Genomic DNA, 19,152 nt, shown 5'->3' on the forward strand with positions numbered 1-19,152 from the left:
AGTCGGGCCGGAGCGGTCAGGAAACCATGCGGGCGATGGCGTACGAGACGTACGGCGGGACGGAGGTGCTCTCCGAAACCCGGCTGCCGCTGCCCAAGCTCGGCCCCGGCGAGGTCCTCGTCCGGGTCAAGTGCGCCGCCGTCAACCCCGTCGACTGGAAGATCATGGCGGGCGGACTCGACCCCCTCATGGACGTGGTCTACCCCGTGGTCCCCGGCTGGGACGTCGCCGGCACGGTCGAGAAGGTCGGCATCGACGTCCCCGAGTACGCCGAGGGCGACGAGGTCATCGCCTACGCCCGCAAGGACTACGTCCACGGCGGGACCTTCGCGGAGTTCGTCACCGTGCCCGTCCGCGCCCTCGCGCACAAGCCGACCTCGCTGAGCTGGGCCGAGGCGGCCGGGCTGCCGCTCGCCGGCCTCACCGCCTACCAGCTGCTCACCCGCCTCGGCACCGGCAAGGACGACACCGTCCTGATCCACGGCGCCGCCGGCGGCGTCGGATCCCTCGGCGTGCAGATCGCCCGCTCGCTCGGCGCCCGCGTCATCGGCACGGCGTCCCCCCGCAACCACGACCGGGTGCGCGAACTCGGCGCCGAGCCCGTCGCGTACGGCGACGGGCTCGCCGACCGCGTCCGCGCCCTCGTGCCCGACGGGCCCACCGTCGTCGCGGACTTCGTCGGCGGGGTCGGCGGCGTCACCCGCGAGGTCCTCCACGACGACGGCCGGCACGCGTCCATCGCCGACCCCAGCGTGCTCGGATCCGGCGGCGAATGGATCTGGGTCCGCCCCGTCGGCAGCGACCTGGCCGAACTGGGCCGGCTCGCCGACAGCGGACAGCTGAAGGTGCCCGTCGCCAAGACCTTCCCGCTGTCCGAGCTGGCGGCCGCCTTCGAACTCAGCCAGGGCGGCCACACCGCGGGAAAGATCATCATCGAGATCTGAACCCGAGGTCCGAGCCCGAGGCCTGACCCCGAGGTCTGACCAGCGCGCCGTCGGCCGCCGGTTCAGGCGCGCAGGTCCGGTACCTCGCCGCCCGCCGCCCAGGACACCTCGACCCCCCGCAGGCCGGCCCGCCAGAGGTCGGCCGGCCCGGCCAGCCGCGCCGCGTCCGGCGGCGCGGCACCCAGGCCGATCGCGTACCGGGCCAGTCCCGGCCCGGACTCGAAGGGGCGGGGCCACGCGTGCACGCCCGTGAACTCGGCCTCCTCCAGCGCCCCGAGGAGCGCCCGCAACCGCCCGCGCACCCGGCCCCGTACCTCCTCGAACTCCGCCTCGGACGCCCGTACGGTCACCACCGCCCAGGCGGCGTGCCGCCGGTGCGGCGGCGGCGCGGCCGCGGCCAGGGCCTCCGGCCCGAGCCCCGACTCCAGCAGCTCCCAGGCCGTGTACAGCTCCTGCACCAGGAGGTCCCGCAGCCCCGCTGTCACCTGCGCGGTGCAACTGCGCACCGGCTCCGACGGGGTGAGGACCGTGACCGGATCCGGCCCCGCGGCGGACGCCCGCCACGCGACCGGCTCGCGCCAGTCCCAGGCGGCCCACCGCCCGAAGAACTCCCGTACCAGGACGTCGGGCGGCAGGGCCCCCGCCTCCTGGACCGTGCGCGCCGCGAGGACCGACCAGGCCAGTCCCGGCAGGCCCCCGAACGGGGCCGAGTCCAGCCCCCGGGCCCGCGCCCACGCCTTCACCCTGCGCGCGAGCGCGGCGAACGCGGCGTGCTCCGCACCCACCGCCTCCCGTACGGCGTCGGCGTCGCTCACCGCGCTCAGCGCGACGGAGGCGGCCTCGCCCAGCTCCGCCCGGCGCGCCACGGCCAGCGCCGGATCCAGGTCGCCGGTGGGGACCACCACCAGGTCCACGGACAGCGGGCCGACACCGAAGCGCAGGCCCGGCACGCGGGCCCCCGCCACCTCGCGCAGCCCGCCGGCCCGGGGCAGCGCGGCCGCCACCCGCTCGCGCACCAGGCCCACGTCGACCGACCCCGGCAGCGCCGCCACCAGGTCCAGATCGGCACCCGGCAGTTCGCAGCCCATCCGGCGGGAGCCGGCCACGTGCACCCGCGCGCCGGGCAGCGCCGCCCCGATGCGCGCGGCGACCGACTCGGCGTGATCCCACTCGGCGTGATCCGGTTCGGGGTGATCCGACTCGCCGAGACCGGCCCCGGCTCCCGACGGGCGCTCCGCCGGCGCTTCGGGCGGCTCCGGCGGCTCCGGGGTCCAGCGCACCTCGCCCGTACCCAGGGCCACCGTCGCCCGGACCCGCATCGGCCCGTCCCCGCGCCGCGAGAGCACGGCGAGCTCCCCGACCCGCGCGGACACCGCCCCGCCCAGACGCGCCGCGAACGCGGCGACCGCCCGCTGCGGGTCCCGGCTGCGTCCCAGCGTCAGGTGCGGCGTGTACCCCCCGGACGCGCCGGAACGCCCCCGGCATCCGGGGAACCGCTCCGCCAGCGCGCGCCGCAGCTCCTGCCACGGCGCCTCGCCGGCCGCCGCCGGATCCAGCCAGACGGTGGCCTCCTCACGGTGCCCGAAGCTGTGCACGCCCTCCAGGCGGGCCTCGAACGGAGCGGTCCCCGCGGCCACTTCGGCCAGCAGCGGGACCGCCTCGGCGAAGGAGGACTCCGGCACGAAACCGAAGAGCAGGTTCACGTGCGCGGGCCAGCGCCCGGCCGCCGGGTCGTGCTCCCGGCGCACCTGACGCACCGCGTCCGGGAGGTGCGGTGGCAGCCACGCCACCGCCGTCCGCACCGTCGCCGGCACGTCGAGCCGCGCCGGCCCGCCGTCCGGCGTCCCGAACTCCACCGTCGCCTCCACCCCGAAGTGGTCCGAGACGAACAGCCCGTCGGGGGCGGGGGAGTCACCGCGCAGCGCCGCCCGCGTCACCCGGGCCGGGGCGGAGCCCAGCAGGATCCGGTCCAGCCGGGCGGCACGGCCCGTCAGCGAACCCACCGCGGCCAGCGGATTGGCCACCGGGTCGAAGGTCGGCGTGGCGTCCGCCGCCCCGTGCACCTCGCACCAGGCGTCCCGCATGCCGAGCGCGGGCGCCGGGCCCTCGGCCCCGTGGCGGCCGTCGTTGAAGTCGCCGAGCAGGGCCACACCGGCGTCGACGCCGCCCAGGCCCTCCGCGAGCCGGGCCAGTTCGGCCTCCCGCCGCTCGTGCCCGTTCTCGGTGTGGTCGCTGGTCAGGTGGGTGGCGGCGACGACCAGCGGCCCGGCCGCGGTGTCCACCGTCACGGCGGTGACCGCCTTGTGCGCGCGGAACACGTGCAGGCCCGCCTCGCGCACCGGCAGCCGGCTCAGCACCAGCAGCCCGCACTCGGCGACGTCCCGGCCGCCGGGATCCGTGCCCAGGGTGTAACCGGCCCGCACCCACGGCGCCGCCAGCAGCATGCCGAGCAGCTCGGGCTCGACCTCCTGGAGGGCGATCACATCGGCGTCCGCGACGGCCAGATCGTCCAGCAGGAGCGGCCTGCGCCGGGCGGTGGCGATGCGCGGGGCGTCGTAGCGGTCCCACAGGGTGTTCCAGGTCAGCAGCCGCACCGAGGACGGCGCCGCCGCCGCGTCCACGGGGCCGGCCTGGGCGGGACGCCAGGCGCCGCCGCCCGCCGGATCCCACGCGTACGGGGTCCGCGCGCCGAAGAAGGGGGAGCGCAGCAGGCGCGGATCGCGGACCCGGCCCGCCGCGTTCGAGTCGATCAGGTCCACACCGGTGGCCCGGTCCCACACCAGCTCGCCGTCCGCCTCGACGAACAGCACCCGGTGCCAGGGGATGTCGCCGCCGGGCACGAAGGAGGGCAGCGGGACCCGCTTGGGCGGTGCTCCGCGCTGGAGCAGGCCGAGCACGAACCGCGCCGGATCGAACCGGGGGTCCCAGCGGACCTGGTGGTAGAGCTGCTCACTGGTCCGCATCGCGACCTCCGCCCGCCGTGACCGGGCCCGCCACGAGGGTGCCCGCCGTGTCCTGAACGTCCCCGCCCGCACCGACGTACCACGTACGGTGTGCGCGGCCCGCGTACGGCGGGCTGAACCGGCGCAGCTGCGAGGCCAGTACCGCGGGCGGCACCGGGTGCGGGCGGACACCGTTGCGGCGCTCCAGCTCCGCCTCCTCGACCAGCACCACGGCATGGGTGACCAGCGCGTCGCGGCGGCGCGCCACCGCGGCGGCAAGCCCGCGCTGCTGCTCGGTGAGCGAGGTGGCGTCCCACACCACGGTCCCGCCGCGGGCCAGGGCGGCGTCGAGCCGGTCCAGGCCCTCGCGCAGCACGTCCGGGTTGGCCCGCTGGTCCGTACGCGAACCCCGTTCCGTACGAAGGTCGTCGAGAGACACGTACGCGTCCACACCGGGCAGGCCGCGGCCGAAGGTGCTCTTCCCGCTGCCCGAGGGGCCGCACAGCTGCACCAGCCGGGGAAACGATCCGTCGCGCCACTGCCACGTCGCCGCCACGGCCTCCTCGACCGCGGACCCGGAGATCCTGCCGTCCGCGAACGCGCTCCGGGCCTGCGCCCAGCAGCGGTCGGCCGCGTCCGCGCCCAGCCCGGCGAGGGGCTCCCGCAGCGCCAGGCGCAGGGACTCCAGTGGATCCGGACCGCCGAGCAGACCCGCCTCCTCGGCCCACAGCGCGGACCACTCCACGCACTCGCGCGCCCCGGGCCCGTCGGCCAGGGCCCCGGCGAGCGCGTGCAGCACCCCGAGATCGGCCGCGGCGGCCATCCGTACGAGCCCCGCCCGCCGGTCCGCGTCGGGGAACGGCCGCTGGAGGCGGGGGTACAGCCCGAGCAGGTCGCCGACGCGCCGGGCCAGGCGCATGCCGGCCGGTCCCGCGGCGAGCCGCGCCGCGACCCGCGCCCGCGGTTCGCGGCGCAGCACGGCGGCGAGCACCCCGGCCAGCCGGTCCTCGCCGGTCCGCCCCGAGGCGTCGATCCGCCCCGAGGCGTCGATCCGCCCCGAGGCGTCGATCCGGGCGGCGGCCTCGGCGACCTCCGAGGCATCGGCGAGCGTGTCCGTGTCCGTGTCCGGGTCCGGGGCCGTGCCGACGGCGGCCGACAGGGCCGCGGCATCGGGCTCGGCGCCCGAGCGCACCGCCCACAACGGGGCCGCCGGACCGAGCCCGTTGGGCACGACCTCCGCGTACATCCAGTGGGTGTCGGTCTGCACGTGGCCGCCCCGCACCCACTTGGCCACACGACCGGCGAAGTCCGCACGGTCGAAGCCGGCGGCCGTGCGCACGACGTAGCCCTCCTGCCGGGCGGTGTCGAGCCTGAGCCCGCGCAGCGCGCGTTCGTCGAAGGTGCCGCGCCACAGCACGCGGGGGGTGGGCACGCCCAGGCCCCGCAGGAACCCTGCGGTGCGGTCCCAGTCGAGGCAGTGGTCCCCGTCCCAGACCGAGAAACCGTAGAACCAGCTGTCCAGGTCCTCGTACGGGATGGAGTGGCGGGCGTAGAGGTTCTCCCCGCACACCCGCCATCCGTCCGGGATGCCGGGTCCGATCCGCCCCTGGAGGCCCTTGACCCAGGCCCGTGAGGGGTGGTGCCCGGAATCGAGCGAGCGGGCGTGCAGCCCGTCCGCGTACAGGGTGGTGTTCTCCCCGTCGAGCTTCTCGGTGACCACGACCTCCCGTCCGGCCAGCCCGGCCGACCCGACGGCCCGGACGTCGTCCGCCGAAGCCCCGGGCGACCAGGGCAGATGGTGCGTACGGGGATAGTGGGTGCGCATGATCCGCTCCGGCTCGACGACGTGGTCCGCCGTCACTGTAGGTATGCGGGAGCGGGCGGCTCCACCCAATTCATCGGCAGAGGGCCACGATGGCCGGCGACACCGTCCCCTTCGCCGCCTCGCACAGGGGCGCCATGTCGTAGGAACGCCCCGGGGCGGGCCGGGACTTCGCGGGCGCCGCCGGCTGCCGGCGGGCCTTCGCCCGGGCCTTCGGCCCCGCCGCTTTCACCGGCTTCGAGGCCCTGGGGGGCTCGGCCCCGCGCGGCCGGCGCACCTGCGGGGCGGGCCGTTCGGGCGCGGCGGCCGGCGGGTGCGGCGCCGACGCCGGCGGGGGAGCGGGTTCGCCCGGATCCGAGGCGGGCTCCGCGGCCGTCGCGGACGGCAGCAGGACCAACGGCCCTGCCGCATGGGTGGGTTCACGCCGCACCCCGTGGTCCATGCCGCGGTGTCCGGCGGTGTCCGGCTGTGGCGCGTCCGGCGCGCGGGCGGGAGCGGGATGCACCGTCACGCATCCGGAGGCCATGACGAGGGCGGCAAGTGTCAGGGGCAGGACCCGGCGCAGCTGCATCCGTCCACCCTGCCGCACCGGCGCCGCGCGGGCCGCGCCGATCACACGGTCGGGTGACGGTGGCCCGCCGACCCGGAACCCTTCGGCGACCGCACCGGCGACACCGCTCCCGCGTGCTCGGCGGGGGAGCGGACGCGCACGCTCCGTGACGGCCCGGAGCGGATCGGCTCCCGTTCCGGAGCGGATCCGGACGATCGAACATACGATGGGCGGGAACCGGCGCGGGCGGCTCGCCGCGCCGCCGGACCGGGCCGCCCCTGGGAGACGCATGACACAGGCCGCCGAACCGGCGCGGACCGTCATCCTGACCGTGGACGACGATCCCGGGGTCTCCCGTGCCGTCGCCCGCGACCTGCGGCGCCACTACGGCGCCGGGTACCGGATCGTGCGCGCCGAGTCCGGCGAGTCCGCGCTGGAGGCACTGCACGAGCTGAAACTGCGCGGCGACCTGGTGGCGGTGATCCTCGCCGACTACCGCATGCCGCAGATGAACGGCATCGAGTTCCTCGAACAGGCCCTGAACGTGTACCCGGGCGCGCGGCGCGTCCTGCTGACCGCCTACGCCGACACCGGCGCGGCCATCGACGCGATCAACGTCGTCGACCTCGACCACTACCTCCTCAAACCCTGGGACCCGCCCGAGGAGAAGCTCTACCCGGTCGTCGACGACCTCCTCGCGGCCTGGCGGGCCAGCGACTACCGGCCCGTGCCCGCCACCAAGGTCGTCGGGCACCGCTGGTCGGCCCGCTCCTCGCAGGTACGGGAGTTCCTGGCGCGCAACCAGGTGCCGTACCGCTGGTACTCCTCCGACGAGCCCGAGGGGCGGCGGCTGCTGGAGGCCGCCGGGGCCGACGGACAGCGGCTTCCCCTGGTCGTCACCCCGGAGTGCACCGTGCTGATCGAGCCGGAGGCGGCCGACCTGGCCGCCCACGTGGGTCTCGCGACCACACCGGCCGCCGACTTCTACGACCTCGTCGTGATCGGAGGCGGCCCGGCCGGGCTCGGCGCCGCCGTGTACGGGGCCTCCGAAGGACTGCGGACCGTACTGGTCGAGCGGTCGGCGACCGGCGGGCAGGCCGGGCAGAGCTCACGCATCGAGAACTACCTCGGCTTCCCCGACGGCGTCTCGGGCGCCCAGCTCACCGAACGCGCCCGCCGCCAGGCCGGCCGGTTCGGCGCCGAGATCCTTACGGCACGGGAGGTCACCGGCCTGGAGGTCAACGGCCCCGCGCGCGTCGTCCGCTTCTCCGACGGCTCGTCCGTCGCCGCGCACAGCGTCATCCTGGCGACCGGCGTCTCCTACCGCCAGCTCATGGCGCCGGGCTGTGACGACCTGACCGGCCGCGGGGTGTACTACGGCTCCTCGCTGACCGAGGCCGCCTCCTGCCAGGGCCACGACGTGTACATCGTGGGCGGCGCCAACTCCGCCGGCCAGGCGGCCATGTACCTGTCGCGGGGCGCGAAGTCGGTGACGCTGCTGGTGCGCGGGCAGTCCCTGACCGCGTCGATGTCGTACTACCTGATCCAGCAGATCGAGGAGGCGCCGAACATCTCGGTGCGGACCCGTACCGTCGTCGAGGCCGCGCACGGCGAGGAGCACCTGGAGCGGCTGGCCCTGCGCGACGTCGACACGGGTACGACGGAACTCGTCGACGCGCAGTGGATGTTCGTCTTCATCGGCGCGGCCCCGCTGACCGACTGGCTGGACGGCACGGTACTGCGCGACGACCGCGGCTTCATCCTGGCCGGCCCCGACCTCACCCCCGACGGGCGGCCGCCCGCCGAGTGGCCGCTGGACCGGCCGCCCTACCACCTGGAGACCAACATTCCCGGCGTGTTCGTCGCGGGCGACGCGCGGGCCCAGTCCGCGAAACGCGTCGCGTCCGCGGTCGGAGAGGGAGCCATGGCCGTGATGCTCGTCCACCGCTACCTGGAGCAGTCATGAGCGGGCAGTTCGTGCACTGCGACCCGCAGGAGATCGCCTCGCTGTTCCTGTTCGAGAAGCTCACCCCGCAGCAGCTCGGGCAACTGTGCTCCGAGGGCGGGGTGGAGCGCTTCGACACCGGCCCCGTCTACACCGAGGGCGACCCGGCCACCTGCTTCTACGTGATGATCGAGGGCACCGTCGTGCTGTCCCGCCGGGTCGGCGGCGACGACATCGAGGTCAGCCGGACCTCGCAGCGCGGCGTGTACGCGGGCGCCATGCAGGCCTATCTCGGCGACCGCGTGCCCCAGACCTACACCAACTCGATGCGCGTCACCGAGCCGACCCGGTTCTTCGTGCTGCCCGCGCAGGCGTTCGCGGACTTCATGCAGCAGTGGTTCCCGATGGCCGCCCACCTGCTGGAGGGGCTGTTCTTCGGTGCGAGGAACACCCAGCGGGCCATCGGGCAGCGCGAACGGCTGCTGGCCCTCGGATCGCTGTCCGCGGGCCTCACCCACGAGCTCAACAACCCGGCCGCGGCGGCCGTCCGGGCCACCGCCACCCTGCGCGAACGCGTCGGCAAGATGCGGCACAAGCTCGCGGTCATCGCCCAGGGCGATTACTCCCGCGAGGCGATCGCCGACCTCATCGAGGTGCAGGAGCGCACGGTGGAGCGCGTGGCGAAGGCGACGGCGCTCAGCCCGCTGGAGGCGTCCGACCGGGAGGACGAGCTCGGGGACTGGCTCGAGGACCACGGCATCGCGGATGGGTGGCGGATCGCACCGACCTTCGTCCAGGCCGGACTCGACGTGGACTGGCTGGAGCAGGTCGCGGCGGCCGTGGACGAGGAGATCCTCCCCGGAGCCATCGGCTGGCTCAACTACTCGGTCGAGACCGAGCTGCTGATGGACGAGATCGACGACTCCACCACCCGCATCTCCCACCTCGTCGACGCCGCCAAGCAGTACTCGCAGCTGGACCGGGCGCCGACCCGGGTCGTCGACGTCCACGAACTGCTCGACAGCACCCTGCTGATGCTGTCCGGCAAGATCGGCCCCCGGGTGAGGGTGGTCAAGGACTACGACCGCTCCCTGCCCGACGTGCCCGCGTACCCGGCGGAACTCAACCAGGTGTGGACCAACCTCATCGACAACGCCGTCTTCGCCATCGGGAGCACCGGGCAGGACGGCACCCTGACGGTCCGCACGGCACGGGAGGGGGAACGGCTGCTGGTGGAGTTCCGCGACACCGGCCCCGGCATCCCCGCCGACATCCGCAGCCGCATCTTCGACCCCTTCTTCACCACCAAACCGGTCGGCGAGGGCACCGGCCTCGGCCTGGACATCTCCTGGCGCATCGTCGTCAACAAGCACCACGGCAGCCTCCAGGTCGAATCCGCCCCCGGCGACACCCGCTTCCAGGTACTGCTGCCGCTGACCGCACCGGAGCCCGACGACGCGCCCGGGACCGAGACCGCCGAGGAGCCCGCATGAGCGACATCAAGGGGATCGAACCGACCGCCCCGCCGACCGGCACCGGCTGCGCCGACTGCGACGCGGTCGGCGGCTGGTGGTTCCACCTGCGGCGCTGCGCACAGTGCGGCCACGTCGGCTGCTGCGACTCCTCGCCCGCCCAGCACGCCACCGCCCACTGGAAGGCCACCGGGCACCCGCTGGTGCAGAGCTTCGAGCCGGGCGAGCAGTGGTTCTGGGACTACGACACCGGCGAGATGTACGAGTCCGGGCCCCCGCTGGCCCCGCCGGGCGAGCACCCCGCGGACCAGCCGGCCCCCGGACCGGCCGACCGGGTGCCGGAGGACTGGACGCGCCGGCTGCACCGCTGACCCGCTGACCCGCCGCCTGCACTGCCGACCCGCTGACCCGCCGTCCCGCCGGGGCGTCGGCGCGAGCGCGCTACCGGGCGGGCTCCAGGGCCCCGGCCTGCCGGTCGCCGGCGCGGCGCAGCGCGGCGGGCGTCGTGCCGTACCAGCGCCGGACGGCCCGGCGCAGGGCGCGGGCATCGGCGTAGCCGCTGCGGGCGGCCACCGCGTCGACGCTCAGCGCGGTGGTGTGGAGCAGCCGCGCGACGTGGTCCCGGCGTACGGCCTCGACCTCGGCGCTCCAGGTGGTGCCGTGTTCGTCGAGCCGGCGCTGGAGCGTCCGCGGGCTGACGGCCATGCGCCGCGCGACGGTGGACAGGGCTGGGCCCCCCTCGTCCTGGACGGAGACGAGCGCGCTGCGGAAGAGGTCCAGCCAGTCGCGCAGCGGGACGGCCGCGGCCAGGGTCTGGTCGGCGTGCCTGCGCAGCACCGCCGACAGCCCCGGCTGGGCGTGCGGCGCCGGTGCGGTCAGGTCCGCGCTGCGGAAGGTGATCGAGCTGACCGGGGCCCCGAACTCGATGGCGCGCGTTCCGTACAGCTCGATCAGGGCGTCGTACCGGCGGGGCGCATCGGCGGCCAGGGCCACGTGGAGGGGGACCAGGGGCCGCTGGGCGGCCTCGCGCAGCCGGCGCAGGTACAGGCCCAGGGCGCAGGCGCGGACGGCGCAGGCCGCCTCGTGGGCCAGATCGCCCCTGTTGAGATGGCTGAGGGTGACGCGGCCGCCGTCCTCGGTGACGCGGAGGTCGTCCGTGCTGGTGTCGAGGACGGTGGCGAGGTGGGCCGCGGCGTCCCGGATCCCTTCGAGCGGAGTGGGCGCGGAGGTGATCAGGTAGTCCCAGACCCCTAGGCTCCCGACGTCCGCCTGCCGGGCCAGCAGCAGGGCCACCTCGGTCCAGTGTGCGTGGACGGTCGCCAGCTCCGCGATGCGGATGCTCGTGAGGGCGGGGGGCCGGTACAGGTCGTCGTTGAGGTGCTCGGGCGACATGCCCAGCAGATGCGCGTACCCGGTCGGGGGCAGCCCGAGCAGACGTGCGGCACTGACGTTCAGGCGGGTGAGGGCGGAGGACGTCGTCCCCGGATGCGCATGCGAGACCACAGGTGGTGAGCATAGACGAGCGCGAAATGCCAGCACATCGTCGCCATGTGGGTCCTGATGTCCCCAATTCGGCGTGGCCGGTCCCTCCTTGGCGCGTTCGGTCCCCTTGCTGACGTCCGCTGCCATGGGTCGGGTCGGCCTCCCCGGCCTAGCGTGGTGATCGTTCTCGCGGGGTGCCCCGGCACCCGGAGACGTGTACGGGAGGCCCCGTCCGGATCGGAGTCCCCCCACGGGGGTGGGGGGCTCGGACCGAGGACGCGCAGGCGCCTCCCGTCCCTCGCGGCGGACGCTGTTTGACCCTCGACCTGGTGGAGGGCGCAGAGTTCGGGTGTGGAGAACGACATGCGCAGCATCGGTGAGATGGCCGGGGACAGCGGCCTGAGCGTGAGCGCGCTCCGGTTCTACGACGGTGCCGGCGTGCTGGTCCCGGCCCGGGTGGATCCGGTGACCGGGTACCGCTGGTACGGCCCCGAACAGCTCGACGAGTCGAGGGTGCTGGCCCGGCTGCGCCGGGCGGGCATGCCGTTGGCGGACATCCGGCTGGTGCTGGCGGGCCTGTCCGGTGCGGACACCGACCTGGTACGGGGGCTCCTCCAGGCACACCTTCGCCGCCTGGAGCAGGGGCTGAACGATGCCCGCAGCGAGTTCTCCGCGGTCCGAGCGCTACTCGAACGCAGGGAGAACCCCATGACTTCGCTCCGCACCGCCACCGTCCGGCTCACCCTCCACGCACCGGAACTGGCCGAAGCCCTCGACTCGGTGCGCTTCGCCGCCGGTACCGACCCGGAACTGCCGATGCTCGCAGGCGTCCTGTTCGACATCGACGGCGGGGCGCTCCGGCTCGCGGCCACCGACCGGTACCGGATGGCCGTCGCCCGGTCCGGGGCCGCCGGGTACGACGGACCCCGCGTCCAGGTGATCGTGCCCTCCCGGCTGGCGGACGCCATGCGGGCCCTGCTGAGCGAGGACGCGTCCGTCCTGCTGACCGTGGACGGCGACCGCGTGGCCCTGCGCTCGGGGGACCACGAGGCGGCCGGCCGGTGCCTCGACCACGAATTCCCCGACCACCGCCGCCTCGTACGCCTGCCGGCGGGACGCCGGGCCCTCGTCGACGTCGCGGCGCTCCGCCGCGCGGTGGAGACCGGCCCCGTCCGGGAGGGCGAGAGGCCCGAGCCGGACGGCCCGCTCGTCGACCTCAGCGTGCTCAAGGTGGCCGACGGCGCCGTGACCGTGTGCGAGGACGGCCGGGGCGCCCCGGACCACGTCGCCGTCAACCGCACCTTCCTGCTGCAGGCCCTCGCGGCCGGGGCCCGGGACCGGCTGGTCGTCGAGGCCGGCGCCCCCACGGCGCCGCTGGCCGTCCGGCGGACCGACACCGAGGACACCTTCTCGATCCTGATGCCCGTCCGCCTGGACGACTGACCCGGAACGACCGACCGTCACGGCGTGCCGGTGAACGAGCGGCGGTAGGAGCGGGGCGGCACTCCCCGGCGGCGCACGAACTGGTCCCGCAGGATGGCGGCGCTTCCGTAGCCGACGCGGCGTGCGATCTCCTCGACGGGCAGGTCCGTGGTCTCCAGGAGTTCCTCGGCGCTGCTCAGGCGCAGGTTCCGCAGCCAGGCGTGGGGGGTGGTGCCGGTCGCGGCGGCGAAGCGGCGGGCGAAGGAGCGCTTGCTCATCAGGGCCCGCCGGGCCAGTTCCGCGACGGGAAGCGGCTCGTGGAGGTTCTGCACCGCCCACGCGAGCACCTCGGCGAGACGCTCGTCGCCGCAGTCCTCGGGCACGGGAGCGGCCAGGTACTGTGCCTGCCCGCCGTCGCGGTGGGAGGGCAGCACCATGTCCCGGGCGATCGTGTTGGCCACCGCGGCTCCGTACTCCCGCCGCAGCAGGTGCAGGCAGAGGTCGAAGCCCGCGGCGGCTCCGGCGCCGGTGAGGACCGTCCCCTCGTCGATGTAGAGGGCGTCGGGTTCGACGCGGACCCCGGGGTGGCGGCCGGCGAGCAGTTCGGCGAACCGCCAGTGGGTGGTGGCCCGCCGGCCGTCGAGCAGTCCGGCGGCGGCGAGCGCGAAGGCGCCGACGCAGTGGGCCGCGACCAGGGCGCCGCGTCCGTGTGCGGCCGACAGCGCAGCGAGCACGGCGGGAGCCGGGGGCGTGCGGAAGCCGGTCCACGGCAGGGCGATCACCAGATCGGCCTCGGCGAGCCGGTCCAGGCCGTGCGCGATGGCGAGCGGCACCCCGAGGTCGGTCGGGACCGGCCCCGGCCGCTCGGTGCACAGGGCGAAGTCGAAGCCGGGCAGTTCTCCGCCGCGCGGGCCGAAGACCTCGCTGACGATCCCGACGGCGAGCATGCCGACTCCGGGCGGGGCGTACGCGGCGACGGACACGAAGGCAGGCACGCGTGCAGTGTGGCACTAATCCTGCGATGGGTGGCAGATGTGCCACTCGTGAACGGCCGCCCCCGGCCCGGAGGATGGGGGCATGACAGACGCACCGCTCGGCCGCAGCGCCGTACACACGATTCTGACCACCGGATACGTCGGCTCCACCGGCCCCGGAGTCGCCGCCACCGTCTCCTACGTGTCCGACGCCGGCCGGCACGTGATCTTCGACCCGGGCATGGTGGCGAGCCCCGACCTCATCCTGGCCCCGCTCGCGGAGCTGGGGCTCGGGCCGGACGACATCACCGACGTGGTGCTCAGCCACCACCACCCGGACAACACCATGAACGTGGGCCTGTTCGGGCGGGCCCTGGTCCACGACCACAAGGTGGAGTACCGCGGGGACCAGTGGCGCAACCGCGACGCCGAGGGATACGAACTCACCCCGTCGCTGCGGCTGATCCGCACCCCGGGCCACAGCACCGAGGACATCACGCTGCTGGCCGGCACGGACGCGGGCGTGGTCGCCTTCGCCGGTGACCTGTGGTGGCACGCGGACGGCCCGGCGGACGACCCGGTGGCCCCCGACCGCGAGGTCCTGCGCGCCTCCCGGCTGCGGGTGCTGGCGGCCGCGGACCTGATCGTGCCCGGCCACGGCGCCCCGTTCAAGGCCGACGACAGCACGCCGCGCTAGTACCGCGACCGCAAGGGTTCAGCGGGCCCGGCCGCCCGCCTGTGTGGCCAGGCGCAGGGCGTGTTCCACCGGCCCGCGGCGCAGGGGGCTGTCGGCCCAGATCCGCTGCCAGACCCAGGTCAGGGTGAGGGCGGCGCCGCTGAAGGCGAGCAACGCCCACCAGGAAGCGGCGCCGTGGGCCGGGCCGGCCAGGACCAGTGCGTGGGCGACGTAGGCGCTCAGCGCCATCGCCCCGAGTACCGTGAGCGGCCGCAGCAGGCGGACGCCCACCGCGTGCCGCGCGGCCAGGGCGCACAGGCCGATGAGCGCGCACCCGACACCTGCGTTCCCGAGGGTCTCCAACGGGGTCTGGCTGTACGGATCGGCCAGCAGCAGCCAGTCCCAGGAGGTGCTCGGCACGGCGCCGAACTGGCCGCTCAGCACCTCCCGTACGGGGTCGGCCGCGGCCATGGCCTCCGGATGGTGGACCGCTATCGCCTCCAGCAGCCGCTGCCGGGTACCGAACACATGGGTGGCCAGCCAGGCGGCGCCGTACCCGGCGACCGCGGCGGCCGTGCCCCACACCGCCATCCGCCGGGCCATCACCCGCTCCCGCACGTCGCACAACCGGGCGAGGGCCATTCCCACCAGGACGTACGGGAAGTAGGTGGCCAGCGGATACGCCCCGGTCAGCAGCAGTTCGACCACCACCGCGCCCGCTCCCGGCCAGCTGGTCAGGTCGGCTGCCTCGGGGACCAGGCCGCGCCCGGAGGAGCCGTACCCGAACAGCGGGCCCAGGAGGAACGACAGCAGCGGCCCCACCACCACCGACGCACCCGCGACGGCCGTGAGGACCGGGGTGGAGAGCCGCGTGAAGGGCTCGGCGGCGAGGAAGTACACGGCGAAGAAGGCGAGGATGACCAGGATACCCGGCCACAACGAGGCCAGGCACAGGCCGAGTACGGCCAGGACGGCGCAGCGGATCAGCAGCGGACGCCACCGCGACGCCCAGCCCTCGGGGCGCCGCGCCGGGTCCGTCCCGCGCTGCGCGAGGACCAGGGAGAAGCCCGCGAGGAGGGTGAACAGCGCCGGGGCGCGCCCGTCCGCCGCGACGAGCAGGTACCCGGCGCCCTCGGGCTGCGGGCCGGGACCCACGTGTACGGCGAACATGCCGAGGACGGCTATGCCGCGCACGGCGTCGACCCCGGCGAGCCGGCCGGATCCGCCGCCGCGCCCGCCCGCCTCCGCTTCCTTCCCGGCACCTGTCGCGGCACCCGTCCCGGCCCCTGTTCCCACCGCTGTCCCCGCCACTGCCGTTCCGCTCCGCCCCGAAGTTGGTCGGACCGGCGGTGTTCATGCCGCCAGTCCGCTCACGCACGGTACCAACGAAGACATAACCAGGTAATAAGGAGGTATAGGGGTGGCAAAGCGGGTCTGCCGGTTCCGGCGCACCGGCGCGCCGGCGCACCGGCGCACTCGCCCACCGGCTCACCCGCCCGCCGTAACCCGCGGGCCGTGCCCGCTGTTGCACAGGCGGCGGGTCCACCCAGGTGAACGGAGTCCCGATGCCGCAGCTGACCGACCACGGCGCGACCGACGACCGCGCGTGCGCGCCGGGGACCTGGATGACCCCGCAGGAGTACGGAGCCTCGCGCGCGGCCGTCTGGACGGCGGCCGTCGTCCTCGTCACCGACACCGACGGCCGGATCCTCGTCCAGAGCGTCGACTACCGCGCCGACCGGCTCCTGCCCGGCGGGGCGATCGACGCGGGCGAGGCCCCGTCCGCGGCGGCCGCCCGGGAGCTGCGCGAGGAGCTCGGCGTCGACGGCCGCTACCCGCGCGGCCTGGCCGTCGACTGGATCCCGGCCGACACCCCCGGCTTCCCGCCGGAGATGCGCTTCCCCGGCGAGATCCTGCACGTCTACGACGGCGGCACCTGGACACCGGACCGCATCGGCGCCGTCCGCCTCCCGGAGCAGGAGATCACCGGCATCGACTTCGCCGAACCGGCCGACCTGCCCGCCCTGATGGACCCCGGCGACGCCCGCCGCGCCCTGTCCGCCCTGCGCGCCCGCATCAACGGCTGCGGCGCCGCCCTGCTGGAGGACGGCCGCCCCACCGCCCCGACCGCCCTGGACCGGCTCGGCGTGCTCCGGGCCCGCCGGACCCCTCAGCGCGGCGCCTGGCACTGCGGCCCGGTCCCCGCGCACCTGCCCGTACGGTCCGTCTCGGCCTGGCTGTTCGCCCCCGACGGCCGGGTCCTGCTCCTGATCTCCCGGGCCACCGGTGCGGCCCACCTCCCGCCCCCGGCGGCCGCGGGCTCCGCAGCCGCCGCGGCCGCCGCGCCGCTCGGCTACCGGTACGGCGAGGAGGGCGCCCGCGTCCGCGTCTCGGCCCGCCTCACCGGCCTCGCGCCGGCCGCGGACCCGGACTGCGCCCGGCTGCTGGCCACTCCCGAGCAGGTCCGCGAACTCAGTGACTGGGGACCGGCCGGTGAGGACGAGGTCGCCGCGGTGCACGCCGCCCGCGCCCGGCTGGGCCTCCCGGCGCCCGCCCGCATCCCGCTCGCGGAGCTCCCCGAGGAGGGCGTGCGCTGGTGACCGGGCGGCGGGGCCGCCCGCCACCGCCGTGATCGGGAAATCCCCCGTCCGCGGTCCGCGGTCCCGCAGCATGGGGCCATGAGCGACGACAGGGCGATCACCTACACCCTCTACATCCAGGCCGACCCCTCCCGGGTCTGGCAGGCCCTCACCGACCCCGCCCTCACCCGCCGGTACTGGGGGCTGAGCTTCGAGACCGACTGGGCGGTGGGCTCGGCGATGGCCTGGGTCGAACGGGGGGCCCGCACCAGCGACCCCGGACAGCTGGTCCTCGGCTGCGTACCGGACCGCCTGCTGTCCTACACCTGGCACACCTTCAGTCCGCAGTGGGCCGCCGGCGTCGGGATCGACGAGGAACTGCGGTCCGAACTGGCGAAGGAGCCCCGTACGAAGGTGACGTACGAGATCGAGCCGGTCGGCGACACCCTCGCCCGGCTGACGATCCGCCACGACGGATTCGAGCCGGGCGGCACCCTGATCGGCATGTGCCGCCAGGCCTGGCCGATGCTCGCGTCGAGCCTCAAGACCCTGCTGGAGACGGGGGCGCCGCTGCCCGAGCCGCAGCAGGGGACGAGCCGGGGAGCCGGCGCCCGGGGCGGCCACGAGACCCGCGAGGGCTGATCCGCCCCGCCCCAACGGCCGCGCACCGCACCTGAGATCATGTGTATCGACCACGAATCAGGAGCGCAGGCATGACACTCGAACAGCACCGCGTCGTCATCACCGCCGCCGGCCGTGACTTCGGCCGTACCCTCGCCCTCCGGTTCGCCGGCCGGGGCGCCGAGGTCCACCTCTCCGCCCGGACCCTGCGAGCCGCCGAACGCGTCCGCGACGAGATCCGGGCGCAGGGCCACGACGCCGACCGCGTCCACGCCTACGCCTGCGACCTCACCGACCCCGCCTCCGTACGGGAGTTCGCCGCCGCGGTGGCCGCGCGCACCGCCCACGTCGACGTGCTCGTCAACAACGGCTCCCGCTACCAGCACGGCACCGACCTGCTCTCCGCCTCCGACGAGGACGTCGTCGACACCCTCGCCTCCGGAGCCACGGGCACCGTACTGGCCACCAAGGCGTTCCTCCCGCTGCTGCTGGAGTCGGCCAAGCCCGACATCGTCACCATGGTCTCCGGCTGCGGAGACGCCGGCCACCACCGCTCCGACGCCCACGACGCCTTCTACGCCGCCAAGAGCGCCCAGGCCGGTTTCACCGAGATCCTCTCCCGCAGGCTGCGCGACCGGGGCGTCCGCGTGATCTCGCTCTACCCGCCGGACTTCGACAACCACGACCCGCTGTCGCCCGCCTGGGAAGACGCCCCGCGCACGGCGAAGGACCCCCTCACCGCCCAGTCACTGGTCGACTGCGTCTTCTTCGCGATCGGCCAGCCCCGCGACTGCTTCATCAAGTCCTTCCACTTCGAGCAGGTCTGACGACGCGGGCCGCACCGACCCCGGTCACCCGCGCGTACGCAGGGACCTGCGCTGCCGTCGGGACGTACGGGTCCGGTCGGCCGACGGGGGAGTCCTCGTCCCAGGCCCCGGGGTGGCGGGCCGCCGGATACCGGCCGGTCGGCGCGGGGGCCCCGATGCTGCCTGCCGGACCCTGAGCGGGCCCCGGGAACGCCCGGACGGCACCCTGACCACCGGCCCGCCGCGATGATCGTGTGGAATGGGTGTCATGCGGAAAGGCACGAAGCAGCGGCGACCCGCCATAGGCATGACGCCGAAGGCGCCGGTCACACCGGCGCAGGCAGGCCGGAAGGCGCCCGTCACGGACGTCGGCCGGACCGGACGCGTCCACGAGGGGGCCGTCCGATGAGCCTTCCCGACGCCGACACGCCCCCCGAGCACTGGCGCTACGCCCGCCACCTGGAGTCGCTGGCCGCCGCGCCCGGCGGTACCGCCGAGGCCGAGGCCGGGGTCGTGACCGCCGTGCTGGGCGACCCCGACCGGGTGATGGCCGAGGCCGCGGTGGTCACCCACCTCGACCGCCGGGCGGCGGGCCTGCTCGCCGACGACGGGTTCACCGTCTGGGCGCGGGCCATGGCGGGCGTGCTCGCCGGCCGGGCCTTCCCCGAGAACCGGCTGCGGGAGTGGAGCCTGCTCAAGGCCGTCACCCGGGGCGAGCCCTGGTCCGCCGCCGAGCTGACGGCCGCCTCCGACTGGTGCCAGCGCACCGCGGTCCGGCTGCTCGACTCCCACGAGGCCCTGGAGCTGCTGGCCGCCGACGCCCGCACCCGCCGCGTCCGCAACGCCGCCGCCGAACGCCTGCGCCGGGGCACGGTCGCCTGAATCCGGGTGACCCGCCGCGGGCCCGCGGCCTAGTC

Annotated in this window: 16 protein-coding genes; 10 read left to right on the forward strand and 6 right to left on the reverse strand. The window is 75.3% G+C overall.

Annotation, left to right across the window (positions count from 1 at the left end):
• Positions 1-26 precede the first annotated feature (26 nt).
• Complete coding sequence (locus AB0O53_RS18380) at positions 27-944, forward strand: NADP-dependent oxidoreductase (RefSeq protein ID WP_350993769.1); 918 nt, start codon at positions 27-29, stop codon at positions 942-944.
• A gap of 62 nt (positions 945-1,006) precedes the next feature.
• Here AB0O53_RS18380 and AB0O53_RS18385 read toward each other — a convergent pair whose 3' ends face one another.
• The 3 genes from AB0O53_RS18385 to AB0O53_RS18395 all read right to left on the reverse strand — a co-directional run bounded on the left by AB0O53_RS18385 (position 1,007) and on the right by AB0O53_RS18395 (position 6,279).
• On the reverse strand, positions 1,007-3,907 hold the full coding sequence (locus AB0O53_RS18385) for a poly(A) polymerase (protein ID WP_365196708.1): 2,901 nt from the start codon (positions 3,905-3,907) through the stop codon (positions 1,007-1,009).
• On the reverse strand, positions 3,894-5,711 hold the full coding sequence (locus tag AB0O53_RS18390; protein WP_365196879.1) for an RNA ligase family protein: 1,818 nt from the start codon (positions 5,709-5,711) through the stop codon (positions 3,894-3,896). Before AB0O53_RS18390 ends, AB0O53_RS18385 begins: the two co-directional genes overlap by 14 nt.
• 70 nt (positions 5,712-5,781) lie before the next feature.
• On the reverse strand, positions 5,782-6,279 hold the full coding sequence (locus AB0O53_RS18395; RefSeq protein WP_365196710.1) for a hypothetical protein: 498 nt from the start codon (positions 6,277-6,279) through the stop codon (positions 5,782-5,784).
• Between the two features lie 268 nt (positions 6,280-6,547).
• On the opposite strand from AB0O53_RS18395, the gene AB0O53_RS18400 reads away from it, so the two are divergent.
• From AB0O53_RS18400 to AB0O53_RS18410, 3 genes are read left to right on the forward strand one after another with little or no spacing between them, the layout of a single operon-like run.
• Entirely contained in the window at positions 6,548-8,224 is a 1,677-nt protein-coding gene (locus AB0O53_RS18400; protein ID WP_350993575.1) for an NAD(P)/FAD-dependent oxidoreductase, read from the forward strand.
• The gene (locus AB0O53_RS18405; protein WP_350993573.1) at positions 8,221-9,696 is read left to right on the forward strand and encodes an ATP-binding protein; all 1,476 of its coding nucleotides are present in this window, start codon (positions 8,221-8,223) and stop codon (positions 9,694-9,696) included. Before AB0O53_RS18400 ends, AB0O53_RS18405 begins: the two co-directional genes overlap by 4 nt.
• Positions 9,693-10,046: a UBP-type zinc finger domain-containing protein gene (locus AB0O53_RS18410; RefSeq protein ID WP_350993571.1), complete on the forward strand. Its 354-nt coding sequence runs from the start codon at positions 9,693-9,695 to the stop codon at positions 10,044-10,046. The genes AB0O53_RS18405 and AB0O53_RS18410 overlap by 4 nt, the downstream gene beginning before the upstream one ends.
• Before the next feature lie 70 nt (positions 10,047-10,116).
• Here AB0O53_RS18410 and AB0O53_RS18415 read toward each other — a convergent pair whose 3' ends face one another.
• Entirely contained in the window at positions 10,117-11,178 is a 1,062-nt protein-coding gene (locus tag AB0O53_RS18415) for an AraC family transcriptional regulator (protein WP_350993569.1), read from the reverse strand.
• A gap of 342 nt (positions 11,179-11,520) precedes the next feature.
• On the opposite strand from AB0O53_RS18415, the gene AB0O53_RS18420 reads away from it, so the two are divergent.
• Positions 11,521-12,600, forward strand: coding sequence for a DNA polymerase III subunit beta family protein (locus AB0O53_RS18420; protein ID WP_350993567.1), 1,080 nt, complete (start codon positions 11,521-11,523; stop codon positions 12,598-12,600).
• A gap of 17 nt (positions 12,601-12,617) precedes the next feature.
• On the opposite strand, the gene AB0O53_RS18425 is transcribed toward AB0O53_RS18420, so the two are convergent.
• Positions 12,618-13,526 carry a GlxA family transcriptional regulator gene (locus tag AB0O53_RS18425; protein WP_350993765.1) on the reverse strand — a complete coding sequence of 303 codons (909 nt, stop codon included), beginning with the start codon at positions 13,524-13,526 and terminating at the stop codon, positions 12,618-12,620.
• A 130-nt stretch (positions 13,527-13,656) separates the two neighbouring features.
• On the opposite strand from AB0O53_RS18425, the gene AB0O53_RS18430 reads away from it, so the two are divergent.
• Complete coding sequence (locus AB0O53_RS18430) at positions 13,657-14,250, forward strand: MBL fold metallo-hydrolase (protein WP_350993565.1); 594 nt, start codon at positions 13,657-13,659, stop codon at positions 14,248-14,250.
• A gap of 18 nt (positions 14,251-14,268) precedes the next feature.
• Here the strand turns inward: AB0O53_RS18430 and AB0O53_RS18435 are convergent, their stop codons facing one another.
• Positions 14,269-15,525 carry a DUF418 domain-containing protein gene (locus tag AB0O53_RS18435; RefSeq protein ID WP_365196715.1) on the reverse strand — a complete coding sequence of 419 codons (1,257 nt, stop codon included), beginning with the start codon at positions 15,523-15,525 and terminating at the stop codon, positions 14,269-14,271.
• 269 nt (positions 15,526-15,794) lie between these two features.
• Here AB0O53_RS18435 and AB0O53_RS18440 point away from each other — a divergent pair, with 269 nt between their 5' ends.
• From AB0O53_RS18440 to AB0O53_RS18460, 4 genes are all read left to right on the forward strand, one after another.
• A complete protein-coding gene (locus tag AB0O53_RS18440) occupies positions 15,795-16,829 on the forward strand; it encodes an NUDIX domain-containing protein (protein ID WP_365196718.1) in 1,035 nt (344 codons plus the stop codon).
• Between the two features lie 78 nt (positions 16,830-16,907).
• Complete coding sequence (locus tag AB0O53_RS18445; protein WP_365196721.1) at positions 16,908-17,450, forward strand: SRPBCC family protein; 543 nt, start codon at positions 16,908-16,910, stop codon at positions 17,448-17,450.
• 71 nt (positions 17,451-17,521) lie between these two features.
• Positions 17,522-18,256, forward strand: coding sequence for an SDR family oxidoreductase (locus AB0O53_RS18450; protein WP_365196724.1), 735 nt, complete (start codon positions 17,522-17,524; stop codon positions 18,254-18,256).
• A 384-nt stretch (positions 18,257-18,640) separates the two neighbouring features.
• Complete coding sequence (locus AB0O53_RS18460; protein WP_350993555.1) at positions 18,641-19,117, forward strand: hypothetical protein; 477 nt, start codon at positions 18,641-18,643, stop codon at positions 19,115-19,117.
• Positions 19,118-19,152: the final 35 nt, after the last annotated feature.

The sequence above is a fragment of the Streptomyces erythrochromogenes genome (assembly GCF_040684695.1).
Classification (GTDB): domain Bacteria; phylum Actinomycetota; class Actinomycetes; order Streptomycetales; family Streptomycetaceae; genus Streptomyces; species Streptomyces erythrochromogenes_C.